At 68.6% G+C, this 17626-nt stretch carries 11 protein-coding genes; 7 read left to right on the forward strand and 4 right to left on the reverse strand.

Features of this window, described 5'->3' with window-relative positions:
* Positions 1 to 131: 131 nt before the first annotated feature.
* From KUM44_RS26005 to KUM44_RS26020, 4 genes are all read right to left on the reverse strand, one after another.
* On the reverse strand, positions 132 to 1373 hold the full coding sequence (locus tag KUM44_RS26005) for an AAA family ATPase (protein ID WP_217211577.1): 1242 nt from the start codon (positions 1371 to 1373) through the stop codon (positions 132 to 134).
* 87 nt (positions 1374 to 1460) lie between these two features.
* Entirely contained in the window at positions 1461 to 2861 is a 1401-nt protein-coding gene (locus KUM44_RS26010; RefSeq protein WP_217211578.1) for a hypothetical protein, read from the reverse strand.
* Positions 2862 to 2950: 89 nt separating this feature from the next.
* Positions 2951 to 4909: an alpha-glucuronidase gene (locus KUM44_RS26015; RefSeq protein ID WP_217211580.1), complete on the reverse strand. Its 1959-nt coding sequence runs from the start codon at positions 4907 to 4909 to the stop codon at positions 2951 to 2953.
* Between the two features lie 19 nt (positions 4910 to 4928).
* A complete protein-coding gene (locus KUM44_RS26020) occupies positions 4929 to 8735 on the reverse strand; it encodes a GH92 family glycosyl hydrolase (protein ID WP_217211582.1) in 3807 nt (1268 codons plus the stop codon).
* A gap of 365 nt (positions 8736 to 9100) precedes the next feature.
* On the opposite strand from KUM44_RS26020, the gene ngcE reads away from it, so the two are divergent.
* From ngcE to KUM44_RS26055, 7 genes are all read left to right on the forward strand, one after another.
* Complete coding sequence (ngcE, locus tag KUM44_RS26025; protein WP_217211585.1) at positions 9101 to 10564, forward strand: N-acetylglucosamine/diacetylchitobiose ABC transporter substrate-binding protein; 1464 nt, start codon at positions 9101 to 9103, stop codon at positions 10562 to 10564.
* A gap of 49 nt (positions 10565 to 10613) precedes the next feature.
* Entirely contained in the window at positions 10614 to 11537 is a 924-nt protein-coding gene (locus tag KUM44_RS26030) for a carbohydrate ABC transporter permease (protein WP_217211587.1), read from the forward strand.
* Between the two features lie 14 nt (positions 11538 to 11551).
* Positions 11552 to 12487 carry a carbohydrate ABC transporter permease gene (locus KUM44_RS26035; RefSeq protein WP_217211588.1) on the forward strand — a complete coding sequence of 312 codons (936 nt, stop codon included), beginning with the start codon at positions 11552 to 11554 and terminating at the stop codon, positions 12485 to 12487.
* Between the two features lie 210 nt (positions 12488 to 12697).
* Positions 12698 to 13897 (forward strand): ROK family transcriptional regulator, encoded by a 1200-nt coding sequence (locus tag KUM44_RS26040; RefSeq protein WP_217211589.1) that lies wholly within the window; start codon positions 12698 to 12700, stop codon positions 13895 to 13897.
* 136 nt (positions 13898 to 14033) lie between these two features.
* A complete protein-coding gene (locus tag KUM44_RS26045) occupies positions 14034 to 15116 on the forward strand; it encodes a sugar ABC transporter substrate-binding protein (protein ID WP_217211590.1) in 1083 nt (360 codons plus the stop codon).
* A gap of 244 nt (positions 15117 to 15360) precedes the next feature.
* Positions 15361 to 16152, forward strand: coding sequence for an ATP-binding cassette domain-containing protein (locus tag KUM44_RS26050; protein ID WP_030049499.1), 792 nt, complete (start codon positions 15361 to 15363; stop codon positions 16150 to 16152).
* The gene (locus tag KUM44_RS26055; RefSeq protein ID WP_217211591.1) at positions 16149 to 17498 is read left to right on the forward strand and encodes a sugar ABC transporter permease; all 1350 of its coding nucleotides are present in this window, start codon (positions 16149 to 16151) and stop codon (positions 17496 to 17498) included. Before KUM44_RS26050 ends, KUM44_RS26055 begins: the two co-directional genes overlap by 4 nt.
* Positions 17499 to 17626 lie beyond the last annotated feature (128 nt).

A 17626-nucleotide genomic window follows, 5' to 3' on the forward strand; every position in this document is an offset into this window, starting at 1 on the left:
GGGCCGCGGCAGTGGGCGCTGCGCGGCCTTCGTGGTCGGGGTGCCTGCTGGTTTCCCGGCCCTCGTCGTCGGCGTACGTCCCGGGCTCCCGGCCCCCGTCATCGGCGTACCCCCTGGGCTCACAGCCCCCGTCATCGGCGCACCCCCCGGACCAGCCCGGCCTCCACCCGTTCCACCGAGCGGTCCGCGCGGTCGGCGAGACCGACGACCGCGGCCAGCCGTTCCACAGCCTCCGGCACCTCCCAGTCGTCGCGCCGCACCGCGGCGAGTGCCTTGGCCGGGGCGACCAGCAGGTCCGGGGCACCGGTCTCCAGGGCACGGACCAGTACCGCCCAGGCAGCCTCCCAGCGTTCCCGTTCCGGCCGTGCTCCGACGGCGGCCACCACCGCCTCCAGCGCGGCCTGCCGGAGATCACCCCGCTCGGGCAGCTCGGCGGAGGCCGGATCGGTCAGGAGCGACTCCGGGTCCGGCAGGTCCATCCGGTCGAGGTGGGCGAGGAGTTCCAGCCCCGGCCCGTCCCCCACCGCCCCCCGCACCAGCAGCGCCAGCACCTCCCGGGAAACGGCGGCCGCCGTGCCGAAGGCCAGCAGGGTGAGCGCGGCCTCCCAGCTCCGCGGCGAGGGCCAGGCCGCACCGCGTCGCGTCTCGGTGCTCGGCAACCGGTGGATCAGCGTCGGCCGCGCTGTGAGGAAGCCGCAGACGGCGCGCCGGGCGAAGGCCACCGCCTCCGCAAGCCGCTCCGGCTCCAGGCGGGGCAGCTCGGCCCTGGGCCAGACCCCGCCCAGCCCGCGCACCACCACATCCCGGTCGTGCACCCAGTACAGGTGCACGAACCGGTTGGCCAGGGGCGGGCTCAGTTCCCACCCGTCCGCCGCCGAGGCACGCGGATTGGCGGCGGCCACGATCCTCACTCCTGGCGGCAGTTGAAGGGCACCGACCCTCCGCTCCAGCACGACCCGGAGCAGCGCGGCCTGGACGGCCGGGGTGGCGGTGGAGAGTTCGTCCAGGAAGAGCAGTCCCCGCCCGGCTCGCACGAGCTCCACGGCCCACTGCGGCGGTGCCATCGGCACTCCCTGCACAGCGGGGTCGTCGCCCACGACGGGCAGCCCGGAGAAGTCGGTCGGCTCGTGGACGCTGGCGATCACGGTCGTCAACGGCAGGTCGAGGGAGGCGGCGAGCTGCGTCAGGGCCGCGGTCTTGCCGATGCCCGGCTCGCCCCAGAGCAGCACGGGCAGGTCGGCCGCGACGGCCAACGTGAGCGCTTCGAGTTGGTCATCGGGGCGCGGTTCCGTCGTGGTTGTGCGAAGGAGCGTCAAGAGGTCGTCTGCGAGGGTGAGTTGGGCGTCGGCAGGCAGAAGGGTGCTGGAAGTCATGGGCATCACCTGGGTGGGTTGAGAGAACGGGACAGCCGCGAGAGCTGAGGGTGAAGGGGGGACGAGATCGTCCGGTCAGGACCGGTTTCAGGAGGCCAGACCGGTACGGGGCCGGGACCGGCTGTTGCGCTTGTGGCGCAGTACGGGGGGCGTACGTCGATCGAGCCGGGGACGGTGATCCGCCGCCGTCCTCCCCGGGTCCGCCACCCCACCGGCAGCGGGGTGCACGGTGACCAGCCCCGAGCGGAAGAGCCCGTGATCGACGCGGCGGGCCGCGGCCGACTCCAGTGCCTCCCGGAGCGGCCCGTCGCGCAGGACCGCACCGGGACCGAGCAGCCCTTCGACCACGGCCAGTGCCCCGGCGACGTCACCGTGGCCGAGCCGCTCCCGGACCGCCGGCAGCGCCTGAGGGCTGCGGTGCACCGTGTCGATCGCCCGCAGACAGGGCAGGGCCGGCCCGCCGAGCGCCACCAGCAGCTCCTCCCGGCGCAGTTCGGCCGGATCGTGATCGATCGCCGTCAGTACCCCGTCCCGCGGCGCGATCCGATGGACCTCGCCCCGGCACTCCACCCGGTGCGGATCCTCCGGCTCGGCGGCGGGACCGGCCGACGCTGCCGAGCCGTACGCGGCCAGGGCGGCGGAGACGAGCGGGTGCAGCCGGTCGACCCCGACCAGTCCGGCCCGCAACAGCTCCAGATCCGGAAGGACTCGGGCCGCCACCTCCGGCAGCACCGGAAGTGCGGCGACCTCCTGCGGCGGCAGTACCTCACGCAGCGGCCGGCAGGCCGGGGCATGGCTGTCGTCGGGGGCGACGAGTTCGAGCACGGCATGGCTGCGCGCGCCGAGCCGCACGGTGAAGGCCCCCCGAGCGCGACCCTCGGCCCGCAACAGCCGCTCGGCCTCGGCGGCCCAGGTCGCCGTTGCCCACGAAGAGTCGGGTGCCCCGCCCGCGTCGCATCGACGAGCCAGCTCGCCGCTCCGCCCGGAGTCCCAGAGATGCCGGTGCAGATCGAGCCGGAAACGCCGGTCGGGATGCGGGTGCGGATGGTGCCCTGGGGCGCCGCTTCCGGACTCCTCCCACAGGGCCAGGGACATCCGCTGCCCGGCGTCCGCCCAGGCCGGCGGGGTACGCACCACCAGATGCAGCGGTGCGGCACCGGATTCCCGGTAACGGGCGAGAGAGACGGTGAGGCCGGGCCGGAGCCACCCGTCGGGGGCGATCCGGGGCATGTGCCAGCGGAGCAGATCCGGCGCCAGCCGACGCAGATCCGCACGGAGGCGGGTGACGAGTTCGGTGCCGTGGCGGTTGCGCACGGCGCGCAGATCGAGATCGACGTCGACGCGGGCGGCAGCACAGGCCCCGGCCCAGTCACCGGCCGCACGCCGCGCGCTGGCAGTCTCGATCATGGACAGTGGCACGGCGTACTCGCGCACGCGCTGCCACATCGACAGGCGGGTCGGAATCCCGTTCGCGAAGTGATGTGCCATCAGCACTCACCTTGCGCGGACGATTCCCCCAATCCACATGAGGAGGAGTTCTTCATCGTGGGCATCATAAGCAGCGCGATCACGATCTGTCAGTAGAGGGTTCGCCCCCGCTCGTCCGGAACCCCGGACTTCCGGAAGAAGTAACTGTTGATCTGGTCGCGCCACTCGCGGGCGCTGCGGAGCTGTTCGTCGAACAGTTCCGCCACCCGTGCATGGCGCGCCGGGTCGACGAGCCCGGCCAGCGAGGCCCACACATCCCGGGCCTCCTCCACCTCTGCCACGCCTTCGAAGTGCGTGTCGTATATGTGCTGGATCACCGTCTTCCCGCTGCGAAGCATGTGCCCGTAGGACACGTGGTGGAAGAACAGCAGCAGCTCGTCCGGACAGCTCTCCGGCGACTCGTACACCACGGCCCACGGCTTGGCGTACTGCCCCGCGTACCCGGTGCCGGTCGCCACGCTGCGGTCGACGCCGATGCCGTCCCGGTCGGCGAAGTGGTAGGTGCCCCAGGGGCTGTACTCGTAGCCGTCCACGCTCGGCCCGTAGTGATGACCGGGCTGCACCATCCAGCCCACCCCGAGCGGGGCCGTGTACTTCTCGTACGTCCGCCACGAACCGTCGAGCACCGCGTGCAGCTCCGCCGCCGGGCCGTCCCCGAAGGTGAGCCCGATCCACTCGTCGAGGATCCGGCCCGGATCGGCGTCCGGCTGCCAGGCCAGCCGACCGAAGGTGTACAGGTTCGCCTGGGCCAGCGGATGCCCGGTCCAGAACGGATCGTCGCCGACGTTGGACACGGCGACGAGCCCGCCGCGCGCCAACTCGCCCACGGAAGCACCCCCTTCGGGCCGGAACCGCAGCACCTCGCTCCACATCGGCCCCAGCCAGCACACATGCCGCTGCTGCCCGGTGTACTCCTGCGTGGCCTGCATCTCCACCGCCAGCCGGGTTCGCGGCATCGCGCCGATCAGCGGGGACACCGGCTCACGCACCTGGAAGTCCATCGGCCCGTGCTTCACCTGGAGCACGGCGTTGGCGGCGAACCGACCGTCCAGCGGCACGAAATGGTCGTACGCGGCACGCGCCCGGTCCGTCGTCCGGTCCCGCCAGTCCTGGCGGTGGTTGTAGACGAACGCCCGCCAGTGCACCGTGCCGCCGTGCGGTGCGAGCGCGGCGGCCAGCATGTTCGCTCCGTCCGCGTGACTGCGGCCGTACGCGAACGGTCCCGGCTGCCCCTCGGAGTCGGCCTTGACGACGTACCCGCCGAAGTCGGGGATGGCTTCGTACACACGCGAGGTCGTATGCGCCCACCAGTCGCGCACGCCCTCGTCCAGCGGATCGGCCGTGGGCAGCCCGCCGAGCAGCACGGGCGCGGCGAAGGTGACCGACAGATGTGTGCGGACGCCATAGGGGCGCAGCGCGCCCGCGATCTCGGCGACCTCCCCGATCCGGTCGGTGAGGAGATGCGCTTCGGTCTCATGCACGTTGACGTTGTTCGCGGCCAGGGCGTTGATCCCGCACGCCGCCAGCAGCCGTCCGTACGCCCGCACTCGTCCGAGCAGTTCGCCGCGCGCCCGGCCGTCCGCCCAGAACAGCGACCCGCCGGCGTATCCGCGTTCCACCTGACCCATGACCGGGTGCACGGCCACGTTGTCCCAGTGGTCCAGCATCCGCAGGTCCAGCGCCGGTGTGTGACGTTCCCGCTGCCGCTGCCCGTGGAACGCGGACTCCCCGAGCCGTACGACATGGAACAGGCCGTACAGCAGCCCCCGTTGGCCGCTCGCGGTGACCGTCGTACAGTCGTCGTCCCGCTCGTAGGCGAATGCCTCCGAGGAGTCCTCGCCGGTCAGGTTCAGGACGAGGTCGAAGGGCCCGGGGGCCGCGCCGCGCTCGACGCGGCCCCCGAACCGCTCACAGGCCCCCGCCACTTCGCCGTGCACGGTGTCCACCAGCGGACCCGAGCCACGGATCAGCGTCCGCCGGGTGCCGATCGGCCGGAACGCCCGCTCCGGCAGCCAGGCCGGATCGACACCCTGATCGACACCCCACACGAGGCCCCAACTCCCTTGCTCAGGCGAGCAGTTCGACTTCCGACACCACCGCCTCGCCGTCGAGCACCAGGCGGTACTTCCCGTACGTACCCGGTGACCCCACGGAGAACGCCCGTGTCTGCCGGTCCCATGCGAAGGACTGCCCGGAGCGCTCGTCGAGCGTCCGCCAGGTGGTGCCGTCCTTCGACGCCTGAAGCTTCCAGCCGGTCGGCGCCTTCGTCCGGTCCGAGGGCGAGGTCAGCGTGTACTGCACGGCCTTGGCGCCGTCCCCGGACACCGGCAGCTCCACCGACGTGACGCTCGCCTGGGTCCCCGAGGTGTCGTCGAACAGCGCCCCGTCGCCCTTCAGCAGGTCCGCACGGGGCGTCGGCACCTCGTCGTCCTCGGTGATCGACACCGGCGCCGCGTGCTTCCCGGTGCCCCAGGACGAGGGCCTCGACCCCATGTCGAACTCCAGGACCCCGCCCTTCGCGATCAGCGAGTGGGGGAGCGAAGTCGACCTCCACGGAACCCCGTTGACCTTCAGACCCTGGACGTACACATTGCGGGCGCTGTTCTTCGGCGCCTTCACCACCAGCTCGCGGCCCTTCTCCAGCTGGAGGGTCGCCTTGGTGAACAGGGGCGAGCCAATGGCGTACTCGCCGCTGCCCATCACCAGCGGATAGAAGCCCAGCGCGGAGAACAGGAACCAGGCCGACTGCTCGCCGTTGTCCTCGTCGCCGTGGTAGCCCTGCCCGATCTCGCTGCCGACGTACAGCCGCGACAGCACCTCACGGACGTTCTTCTGCGCCTTCCATGGCTGCCCGGCGGCGTTGTACATGTAGTTCGCGTGGTGGGCGACCTGGTTGGAGTGGCCGTACATGCCCATCCGGACGTCCCGCGCCTCCGTCATCTCGTGGATGACACCGCCGTAGGAGCCGACGAAGTCGGGCGAGGCCGTCTCCGGGGTGGCGAAGTACTCGTCGAGCTTGTCGGCGAGACCGCTCCGGCCGCCGTAGAGGTTGGCCAGGCCCCGGCTGTCCTGGGGCGCGGTGAAGGCGTACCCCCAGCCGTTGGTCTCCGTGTAGTCGTAGCCCCACACGCGCGGATCGTACTTCGAGGACTCGACGCGCCAGTCGCCCTTCGCGTCCCGGCCCTGGAAGAAGCCGGCCTTGGAGTCGAAGAGGTTGACGTAGTCCTGGGCACGGTTGAGGAAGTACGCGGACTCCTCCTTGTACCGCTTGTCACCCGTCTTCTGGTACAGCGCCTGACCCATCTTCGCGATGCCGTAGTCGTTGAGGTAGCCCTCCAGCGCCCACGACAGGCCCTCGTGCGTCTCGGTGCCGGTGTAGCCGAGGAACGGCGAGGTCTCCATGCCCTTGCGGCCCACGCCGGACGACGGGGGCACCACGGTCGCGTTCTTCACGGCCGCGTCGTATGCCGACTTCGCGTCGAAGTCGACGCCCTTGACGTACGCGTCCGCGAAGGCGACGTCGGAGGACGTGCCGGTCATCAGGTCGGCGTAGCCGGGGGAGGACCAGCGGGAGGTCCAGCCGCCGTCCTTGTACTGCTGCACGAAGCCGTCGACCATCTCGCCCGCCTGACTCGGGGTCAGGAGCGAGTACGCCGGCCAGGTGGTCCGGTAGGTGTCCCAGAAGCCGTTGTTGACGTACACCTTGCCGTCCACGATCTTCGCGCCAGTGTGCGTGGGCGTGTCCGGACCCGGCATCGGCGAGAACGGGGACGCGTACCGGTACGTCCCGTCGACCTTCTCGAAGCCCGAGTTCGGGTACAGGTACAGCCGGTACAGGCTGGAGTACAGCGTCGTCAGCTGGTCCGGCGTCGCGCCCTCCACCTCGACCTTGCCGAGCAGCTCGTCCCACTGGCGCTGGGCGCGTGACTTCACCGTCTCGAAGGAGGCGCCGTCGACCTCCTGACGCAGGTTGTCCTTCGCCTGGTCGACGCTGATGAGCGAGGTGGCGAGACGGAGCGTGACGGTCCGGTCGTCACCGGCGTCGAAGCGCAGGTGCCCCGTCACCCCGCTGGAGGAACCCTCGGTCACCGGCTTGTCGAACACGCCGTACACGAACAGCCGGGTCGCGCCCGTCGACAGCCCGGACTTCACGTCCGAGTAACCGGTGACGACACCGTTCTCCTCGTCGAGCGTGAGCCCGGCCTGGTCCGTCACGTTGTCGAAGATCACGCTCGCGTCGTCACCCGGGTAGGTGAAGCGCAGCACCGCCGCGTGATCGGCCGGCGCCATCTCCGCCTTCAGCCCGTTCTCGAACCGCACCCCGTAGTGGTACGGCCGCGCGGTCTCGTTCTCGTGCCGGAAGGCGAGCTCGCGCGCCTCACGCCCGGTGTCCGGGACGGCGGACGCCGCCGACGGCATCACCTGGAAGGTCTGCCGGTCACCCATCCAGGGGCTGGGCTCATGGCTGGCGCTGAACGCCTGGACCGTCGGCAGGTTGTCGTCGTTGTTGGCGCGGGCGTAGTCGTACAGCCAGCTCAGCGAGCCCGCGTTCGTCACCGGCGTCCAGAAGTTGAAGCCGTGCGGTACGGCCGTCGCCGGGAAGTTGTTGCCGCGCGAGAACCCGCCGCTGGAGAGCGTGCCGCGGGTGGTGAGCGCGTAGTCGGACGGGTGCGCCTTGGTCTTCTCGGGCGCCACGGACTTCAGCGCGATGTCGTCCAGCCAGCCCCGGAACTTCGCCGGGCCCTTGGGGGAGTCGTACGCCACGAGGATCCGGTCGACGGTCTTGCCGGCCGCGGCCGACCCGATCCGTGCGGCGACGTTGTTCCACTGGTTGACGTAGAGGACCTTCGCCGCGCCCTGGGCGCGCGGCGACAGCGGGAAGCCGTGCTGGTCGGTGGCGCCGAGGTCGCTCAGGTAGGTGCCGTCGGTGAAGGCGAGGTCGACGGAGACGTTCGTGGCGTCGTAGTCGCGGTCGCCGTCCGCCATCGACGGGAAGATCCGGTAGGACAGCCGGGTGTCGCGGCCGACGGCCACGTTGACGTCGTAGACCTTGTTGTACGAGTACGCCCGCCCGTCCGCCGTGTGCCGGCCGGCGTAGCGCAAGGCCCGCTTGCCGGTGAATCCGGCACCCGCCTTGGCGGTCGGGGAGCCGCTCGGGCCGCGGTCGACCAGGGAGAGCATGTCCTGCGGGACCGGGCCGTCGCTGCCGCCCGTGGAGAACTGGACGTCGGCGAGCTGGAGGATGCCGTCGGCGCCGTTGTTCCCGGTGACCTCCAGCCGGAAGTGCTGGTACTCGGCCGGCTCCGCGAGGTCGTACGTCGTTGTCCGGAACCGTTCGGCGAACGTCTCACCCGAGCGGGTGTCGAGGGTCTTCCAGTCCTTGCCGTCCGTGGAGCCCTTCAGGGTCCAGTCGCGCGGGTCACGTTCGGCGTAGTCGTTGGCCGAGGTTAGTGCGTATTTCGCTGTCCTCACCGGTTTGTCCAGGTCGAACTCGACCCATCCGGTGGGCTCGAAGACCAGCCATTTGCTGCTCGGCTCGCCGTCCGTGAGGTTCTCCTTCACCTCTCCGCCGCCGGTGTTCTCGCCGCTCGCCCGTACGTCCGTGACATGGTCGGTCACATTGCCCGGAATGCCGCTGCTGTAGCCGCCGTCGACGCCCGAGGCGCGCTTGGTGCCGTCCGGTGCGGTGTCGACGGTGTTGAGCCAGTCGGGTGCCGGATCGTCCGCCTCGAAGGAGGACGTGAAACTCCGGTCGGCCGCCGCGGGGGCTGCTGGCAGGGCTACCGCCGCGCCCTGCGAGCCCACGGTCAAAGCGAAGGCGGTCGCCGACACGACCGCCGGTCCACCCCATCTGTGCCGAGCTCTCTGCTGCATAAGCGGGTACCCTCCCTGCGCACGGGACAACGTTGTCAACATCGCTGCGCAAGGAACAGTTGTGGCTCAAGTGCTCTGTCGTGTCAAGGGTGTTGAGTGTGCCATTCGAGGGCAATGACAGGGATTTTTCCGCCAAGGAACACACAGGCCGCTCATATTTCCGGCAGGTCTCAACTCGGAAAAGACCACCGGCCAACCTTGCATTCGATCTTGCTCCGTTGGCGGGAAGTGGACTATACCTGTCGGCGATTCACACGATTCGCACTTCCCGCACCACCCAGCCTGCACGACCAGCTCGACCCGACCGCGGTGCCGGGGAGGATCCGGTTCACCGCCTGAGTCCTGGAGAAGGCGAGGACTTGAGCATGGGATCCACTTCCGCCGAGAATCCTGAGAACAACGGCTCCGCAGGTGTGGGGCGCCGCGATCTGATCAAGCGGTCCGCCGCGCTAGGTCTGATCTCCGTTCCGACCATGGCCTTCCTGTCGGCGTGTGCCACCGGTGGCGGCGGCAGCGACGAGGAGAGCAAGGCGCCCGGTGGCGCGAAGTCCGCGACCAACCCGCTCGGGGTCAAGGAGGGCACCGCGCTGGAGGCGTTCATCTTCAAGGGCGGACTGGGCGACCAGTACGCCAAGGACGCCGAGGCCGACTACAAGGCCAAGTACAAGGCCGAGGTCAAGCACACCGGCACCCAGCAGGTCGGCCCGAAGCTCACCCCGCGCTTCGCCGGCGGCAACCCGCCGGACGTCATCGACAACTCCGGCGCCGACCACCTGGACATGAACAAGCTGTCCACGCAGGGCCAGCTCCAGGACCTCAGCGCGCTGCTGGACGCGCCCTCGCTGGACGACGCGAGCAAGAAGATCTCGGACGTCATCCACCCGAGCACCATCGAGAAGGGCAAGCACGGCGACACCTTCGACGTGCTCTACTACGCCTTCACCATCTACGGCACCTGGTACTCGCAGAAGGCCCTCGACGACAACGGCTGGGAATACCCGGGGACGCTCGACGACATGGTCAAGCTCTGCGGCGAGATCAAGAAGAAGGGCATCGCGCCCTGGACGTACGCCGGAAAGTATCCGTACTACGTCCACTTCAACCTGTTCGGCCAGATCGCCAAGATCGGCGGCATGGACGGCTGGATCGCCATCGACAACCTGGAGCCGAACGCCTGGACCAGCAACGACGCGGTCAAGCAGGTCGTCGAGCACTACGAGGAGCTGGCCGCCAAGAAGTACTTCCTCCAGGGCAGCCAGGGTCTGACGCACATTCAGTCGCAGACCGCCTGGAACAAGGGCAAGGCCGTCTTCATCCCCAACGGCTCCTGGGTGGAGAACGAGGCCGCCCCGACCACGCCCGAGGACTTCCAGATGTCCGTCGGCGCCCTCTTCGACGGCTCCAGCGGCGACAAGCTGCCGCACGGCACCCTGCGCGCCGAGCCCAGCGAGCCGTACATCGTGTCCGCCAAGGGCAAGAACCCGGCCGGTGGCATGGAGCTGCTGCGCATCATGCTCTCCAAGAAGCACGCGCAGAACTTCGCCACCAAGGTCAAGTCGCTCACCTGTGTGGTCGATGCCACCGAGGGCATGACTCTCTCGCCGGGCCTGGCGTCGGCGAGCAAGGCGTTCAAGGACGCGGGGGACAACATCATCAGCCTCCAGCTCCAGGAGTGGTACCCCTCGCTCACCGACGACAAGATCGGCGGTCTCACCGGGCAGCTGCTCACCGGTGAGATGAGCGCGGCCGACTGGATCAAGAAGACGCAGCGATACGCCGACGCCGTGGCGAAGGACGACTCGGTGAAGAAGTTCAAGCGCGAGAGCTAAGAGTCCGGTCCGGCACAACGGCACTCAAGGGGAAGGGCCGGGAAGCAGCATGCAACACGGCAAATACCGATTCATCGTGGGCTTCCTGGCCCTGCCCGTCATCGTCTACGCGGTCTTCGTGATCTCGCCGTTCGTCCAGGCGTTCCAGATCTCGATGACCGACTGGTCGGGGCTCGTCGGCACGGCCAAGTTCGTCGGATTCGAGAACTTTGAAAAGCTGTGGCACAACGAGGACTTCTGGAACGCGTTGTGGCACAACGTCTGGATGCTGATCGCGGTGCCGATCGTGACGCTGGGACTCGGCCTGTTCTTCGCCTTCATGCTGAATGTCGGCGGAAAGCGACGCAGGGACGAAGTCATCACCGGTGTCGCGGGTTCGAAGTTCTACCGTTTCGTCTTCTTCTTCCCGCAGGTCATCTCCATCACCATCATCGCCGTCATCTGGTTCAACATCTACAACCCGGACCCGCAGGACGGCATGCTCAACTCCCTGCTGGGCTCGGTCGGCCTGGACGGCTGGCAGAACGCCTGGCTGGGCGAGAAGAGCCTCGCCCTGCTGTGCATCATGGCGGTGATGATCTGGTCCCACGTCGGCTTCTACGTCGTGCTCTTCTCGGCGGCGATGGCGTCCATCCCGCGGGACATCTACGAGGCGGCGCTCCTCGACGGCGCCGGCCGCTTCCACACCTTCTTCCGGATCACCCTGCCGCTGCTGTGGGACACCGTGCAGACCGGCTGGGTGTACATGGGCATCATCGCCCTGGACGGCTTCGCCCTGGTGCAGATCATGTCGGTCAACATGGGCGGCCCCGACGGCGCCACGGACGTCATGCCGCTGCGGCTGTATCTGACGGCGTTCCGCGACAGCCAGTTCGGCTACGCGTCCGCGATGGGCGTCGCGATGCTCATCGTCACCATGACGTTCGCAGTGCTCACCCTGCGCTTCGCGCGGCGTGAGCGGATCGAGTTCTAGGGGTTACGGGCGACATGACGACGGACACTACGAACACCGGCACGGTCACCAAGACGGACGGGGCGGACCGTCCGAGCCTCAGCAAGAAGCTCGGCGCGACGGACGGCCGCAGCTCCGAGGGCGGCGTCCTGCACGTCTTCTCGCACGGCATGCTCGTCCTGTGGGCGCTGATGGTGGGCGTGCCGCTGCTGTGGGTGCTGTGGAGCTCCTTCAAGACGAGCAACGGCATCCTCTCCGACCCGTGGGGACTGCCGACCTCGCTGCACTTCGAGAACTGGGCCAACGCCTGGAACAAGGCGAACATGGGCCAGTACTTCCTCAACACCGCGATCGTGGTGGGCGGTTCGGTGGTCGGCACCATGGTGCTGGGCTCGATGGCCGCCTATGTGCTGGCCCGCTTCACCTTCCCGGGCAACCGGTTCATCTACTTCATGTTCGTGGCCGGCATGTCCTTCCCGGTCTTCATGCTGGTCATCCCGCTCTTCTTCGTACTGCGGGACTTCCCGGGCAGCTCGCTGCTGGCGACGTACCAGGGGCTGATCCTGGTCTACATCGCCTATTCGCTGCCGTTCACGGTCTTCTTCATGACCGCCTTCTTCCGCACGCTGCCCACCTCGGTCGCGGAGGCGGCACTGATCGACGGCGCATCGCACACGCGAACGTTCTTCCAGGTGATGCTGCCGATGGCCAAGCCTGGCCTGATCAGCATCGGCATCTTCAACTTCCTGGGGCAGTGGAACCAGTATCTGCTGCCGATGGTCCTCAACCAGAACGAGGACAAGTACGTGCTCACCCAGGGCCTGGCGATGATCGCCCTCCAGCAGGGCTACGAGAACGACTGGGGCGCCCTGATGGCCGGCATGATGATCGCGATGCTGCCGGTGCTGATCGTCTACTTCATCTTCCAACGGCAGGTGCAGGCGGGACTGACGGCCGGTGCGCTGAAGTAAACGCTCTCTGTTCGCTCCATCGTAAGCACCACATCACCCCACGTCACAGTGAGCCGCCCCACACCCGGGGCGGCTCACGCGCGCGTGTGCACACTCCCGGATCCGGTTCAACCTCTTGACGGGAGGCAACCCGAACGGCTCAGCTTAGAGTTCACTAGTTGGACACGTAACGGGGCCTCATCGAAGCGGTCCCGCGCGCAGGAGGTCGTCGTGGAGACTCCGGGGTCGCAGTCGTCGCTGCACCGAGCCAACCTGGAGCGGGTGGTCCGGGCCGTCCGGCTGGCCGGATCGCTCACCCAGGCGGAGATCGCCAGGACCACGGGACTGTCCGCGGCGACGGTCTCCAACATCGTCCGGGAGCTCAAGGACGGCGGAACGGTCGAGGTCACGCCCACATCGGCGGGTGGCCGCCGGGCCCGCAGCGTCTCGCTGAGCGGGGACGCCGGCATCGTCATAGGGGTCGACTTCGGCCATACGCATCTGCGCGTCGCGGTCGGGAACCTCGCCCACCAGGTGCTGGCCGAGGAGTCCGAACCGCTGGACGTGGACGCCTCCTCGACGCAGGGCTTCGACCGGGCCGAACAGCTGGTCAACCGGCTGATCGAGGCGACCGGCGTGGACCGCTCGAAGATCGCCGGGGTCGGTCTCGGCGTACCCGGGCCGATCGACGTCGAGTCGGGCACCCTCGGCTCGTCCGCCATCCTGCCCGGCTGGATCGGCACCAAGCCCGCCGAGGAGCTGCGCGGTCGGCTGGGCGTGCCCGTCCACGTGGACAACGACGCCAACCTGGGTGCCCTGGGGGAGATGGTGTGGGGCAGCGGGAGGGGCGTGCGCGACCTGGCGTACATCAAGGTCGCCAGTGGTGTCGGCGCCGGTCTGGTGATCAGCGGCAAGATCTACCGGGGGCCGGGCGGCACGGCGGGAGAAATCGGGCATATTACTCTTGATGAGTCCGGCCCGGTCTGCCGCTGCGGAAACCGGGGCTGCCTGGAGACCTTCGCGGCCGCGCGCTATGTGCTGCCGCTCCTCCAGTCCAGTCACGGCACGGATCTGACCATGGAAGGTGTCGTACGGCTGGCCAGGGACGGAGACCCGGGCTGTCGTCGGGTGATCGCCGACGTCGGCCGCCACATCGGCAGTGGAGTCGCGAATCTCTGCAATCTCCTGAACCCGAGCCGCGTGGTCCTCGGCGGTGATCTCGCCGAGGCCGGTGAGCTGGTCCTCGGGCCGATCCGGGAGTCCGTCGGCCGCTACGCGATCCCCAGCGCAGCGCGCCAACTGTCCGTTCTCCCCGGGGCACTTGGCGGTCGTGCGGAGGTGCTCGGAGCCCTCGCCCTCGCGCTCAGCGAGATGGGTGATTCGACCCTTTTGGACAGCACGCTGCATGCGGCCGTGCCTGCCTTCACTTAGAGAACGGATGGCACCGTTGCCAACCCGTTAAGGATTTACTTCTTGACGTCGCACGTGTGGCCGAGTTGACTTCCAGCCACCTCGGCCGCAGCGTTGCGGCCCTGTCAGGGAGGCACAACCCAAAATGAACGCAACGATGCGTAGAGTCGTGATCGGCGCCACCGCCGTCTCCATGGCACTGTCGATTGCCGCGTGCGGCAAGGCGGGCGACGACAAGGACGACTCCGGCAGCACCTCGGACAGCAAGTCCATCGGCCTGCTGCTCCCCGACAACGTCACGGCGCGCTACGAGAAGTTCGACCGGCCGTACTTCGAGGACAAGGTCAAGGAGCTCTGCTCCGACTGTGACGTCCAGTACGCGAACGCCGCTGCCGACCCGGCCAAGCAGGCCCAGCAGATGAGCAGCATGGTGACCAAGGGCGTGAAGGTCATCGTGATCTCCGCCCAGGACTCCGCCGCCATCAAGTCCTCCATCCAGTCCGCGGTGGACAAGGGCGTCAAGGTCATCGCGTACGACCGCCTCGCCCAGGGCCCGGTCTCGGCCTACGTCTCCTTCGACAACGTCAAGGTCGGCGAGCTCCAGGGCCAGGCCCTGCTCGACGCCCTCGGCGACAAGGCGACCCCCAAGTCCAAGGTCGTCATGATCAACGGTGACGACGCCGACCCGAACGCCGGCCAGTTCAAGGAAGGCGCCCACAAGGCCCTCGACGGCAAGGTCGACATCGCCTACGAGCAGTCCGGCCTGTGGAAGGACACCGTCGCCGCCCAGAAGATGTCCGCGGCGATCACGCAGCTGGGTGCCAAGAACATCGCGGGCGTCTACGCCGCCAACGACGGCATGGCCGGTGGCATCGCCAACACCCTCAAGGGCGCGAAGATCAGCGGCATCCCGCTGACCGGTCAGGACGCCGAACTGGCCGGCATCCAGCGGATCGTCGCCGGCGCCCAGTCCTCCACGGTCTACAAGGCCTACAAGCCCGAGGCCGACACCGCCGCCGAGCTCGCCGTCAACCTGCTTCAGGGCAAGGACATCAAGTCCCTGGCCGACACCACGGTGACCAGCGGATCCGGCGACAAGGTGCAGGCCAAGCTGCTGACCCCGGTGTCCGTCACCAAGGAGAACATCAAGGACACCGTCGTCAAGGACGGTCTGTACACGGTCGCCGACATCTGCACGGCCGAGTTCGCCAAGGCCTGCAAGGCCGCCGGTCTGGAGTAGCCGCGCCATCGCACGCGACCCGGTCCGAGTCCCCGGTGAGGGGCTCGGACCCGGACCCGCGAGCGGTGCCATGAAACCCCCTCCGACGCCCGCCCCACCTTTCAGACCCCGCTGCGGGGCGGGCGTCGGACGGAACTTGTTCGCTTTGTAATCCACGTGCGTGGCGCGGCCTCCCGCCGCGACCCGCACGTCGCTCCGCGCACACCCCAAGCGCGGCATCCCCGCCGGTCAGGCGGCGAAGGAGATGGTTCACGTGTCCGCTACGCCCGTGTTGGCGTTGCGCGGAGTCTCCAAGCGATTCGGTGCGGTGCAGGCACTCACCGATGTCGATCTGGAGGTCCACGCCGGAGAAGTGGTCGCCCTGGTGGGCGACAACGGCGCAGGTAAGTCGACCCTGGTCAAGACGATCGCGGGTGTCCACCCCATCGACGAGGGCGCCATCGAGTGGCAGGGCGACTCGGTGAAGATCAACAAGCCGCACGACGCCCAGGGCCTCGGCATCGCGACGGTCTACCAGGACCTCGCGCTCTGCGACAACCTCGACGTGGTGGGCAACCTCTACCTCGGCCGCGAACTGCTGCACCGGGGCGTCATCGACGAGGTGACGATGGAGAAGAACGCCCGCGAGCTGCTGTCCACGCTCTCCATCCGGATCCCGAGCGTGCGTATCCCGATCGCGAGCCTCTCCGGTGGTCAGCGCCAGGTCGTCGCCATCGCCCGTGCCCTGATCGGCGACCCCAAGCTCGTCATCCTGGACGAGCCGACCGCCGCCCTCGGCGTCGAGCAGACCGCTCAGGTCCTCGACCTGGTCGAGCGGCTGCGCGAACGCGACCTCGCCGTCATCCTCATCAGCCACAACATGGCCGACGTCAAGGCGGTCGCCGACACCGTCGCCGTGCTGCGCCTGGGCAAGAACAACGGCTCCTTCCCCGTGAAGAACACCAGCCACGAAGAGATCATCGCCGCCATCACGGGCGCCACGGACAACGCCGTGACCCGTCGCGCGGAGCGGCGCACCACGGAGGCGGCACAGTGAGCGACACGTCGAAAACCGTGAAGAGCGATTCCGCCGAGGCCGCGACGGCCGGCGCGGGCGCGGCAGAGGGCCAGACCACCGTCGCTCCCGCCGACGACCCGACGGCCGCGCCGGTCACCGTCGTCGACCCGCGTCTGCTGGTCCGCGAAGAGGGCTTCAAGGGCTACCTCACGGAGTTCAAGCGCAAGGTGAAGGGCGGCGAGCTGGGCTCGCTGCCGGTGGTCATCGGCCTGATCGTCATCTGGACGATCTTCCAGCTGCAGAACGACCGCTTCCTGAGCGCGGACAACCTCTCGAACATCAGTTACTTCCTGTCGGCCACCGGCATGCTCGCCATCGGCCTGGTCTTCGTCCTGCTGCTCGGCGAGATCGATCTGTCGGTGGGCTCGGTCAGCGGTCTGGCTTCCACCCTGTTCGCCGTGTTCGTGGTGAACCAGGGGGTGAACGCCTGGTTGTCGCTGGTCCTCGCGGTCATCACCGGCATCGCCATCGGCGCGCTGCACGGCTGGTTCTTCGCCAGGATCGGCGTACCGGCGTTCGTCGTCACCCTGGCCGGCTTCCTCGGCTGGAACGGTCTGATGCTGTGGCTGCTGGGCGACAGCGGCACGATCAACATCCCGTCCGAAACGGGTCCGGTCCATCTGTTCGGCCAGAGCTCCTTCTTCATGGACCAGGCCATCATCGGCGCGTACCTGCTCGCCGGCCTCGCCGTCGTGCTCACCCTCGTCGGCAACTTCAACGAGCAGCGCCGCCGCAAGGCCGCGGGGGTGCCGTTCCGGCCGACCAGTGAGATCCTGCTGCGCGTGGGCGCGCTCGGCCTGGCGTCCTTCGTCGCCGCAGCCGTGCTCAACGACTCGGCCGGTGTCTCCAACGCGCTGGTGATCTTCCTTGCGGCGTTGGTGATCGTGGACTTCGTGCTGCGTCGTACGACCTACGGCCGCCAGGTCTTCGCGGTCGGCGGCGGCATCGAGGCCGCTCGCCGTGCCGGTATCAACGTGCCGATGATCCGGATCAGCGTGTTCGCCATCTCCGGCGGCTTCGCGGCGGTCGGCGGTATGTTCTTCGCCGGTCAGACCGCGAGCGCGACGCTCTCCGCGGGTGGCGGCAACACCCTGATGCTCGCCATCGCGGCGGCCGTCATCGGTGGTACCAGCCTCTTCGGCGGGCGTGGGTCCGTGTGGTCGGCGCTGCTGGGCATGCTGGTGATCCAGTCCATCCAGACGGGTCTTGACCTGCTGAACATGAACACGTCGATCCAGTACATGATCACGGGTGCGGTGCTTCTGGGGGCGGTCGTCATCGACTCCGTCTCCCGCAGGAGCCAGAAGGCTGCGGGGCGCGCGTAGCGCTCCGCTCGGAACGCCGTCGCGCCGTAGGGGCGCGGGTGAGATTGCGGGTGCCGGTCCGTCGGGGCTGGTCGCGCAGTTCCCCGCGCCCCTTGCGGCGTTGTAGTACAGCGTGTTGCTGGGTAGAG

It is taken from the genome of Streptomyces sp. AC550_RSS872, assembly GCF_019049285.1.
Classification (GTDB): domain Bacteria; phylum Actinomycetota; class Actinomycetes; order Streptomycetales; family Streptomycetaceae; genus Streptomyces.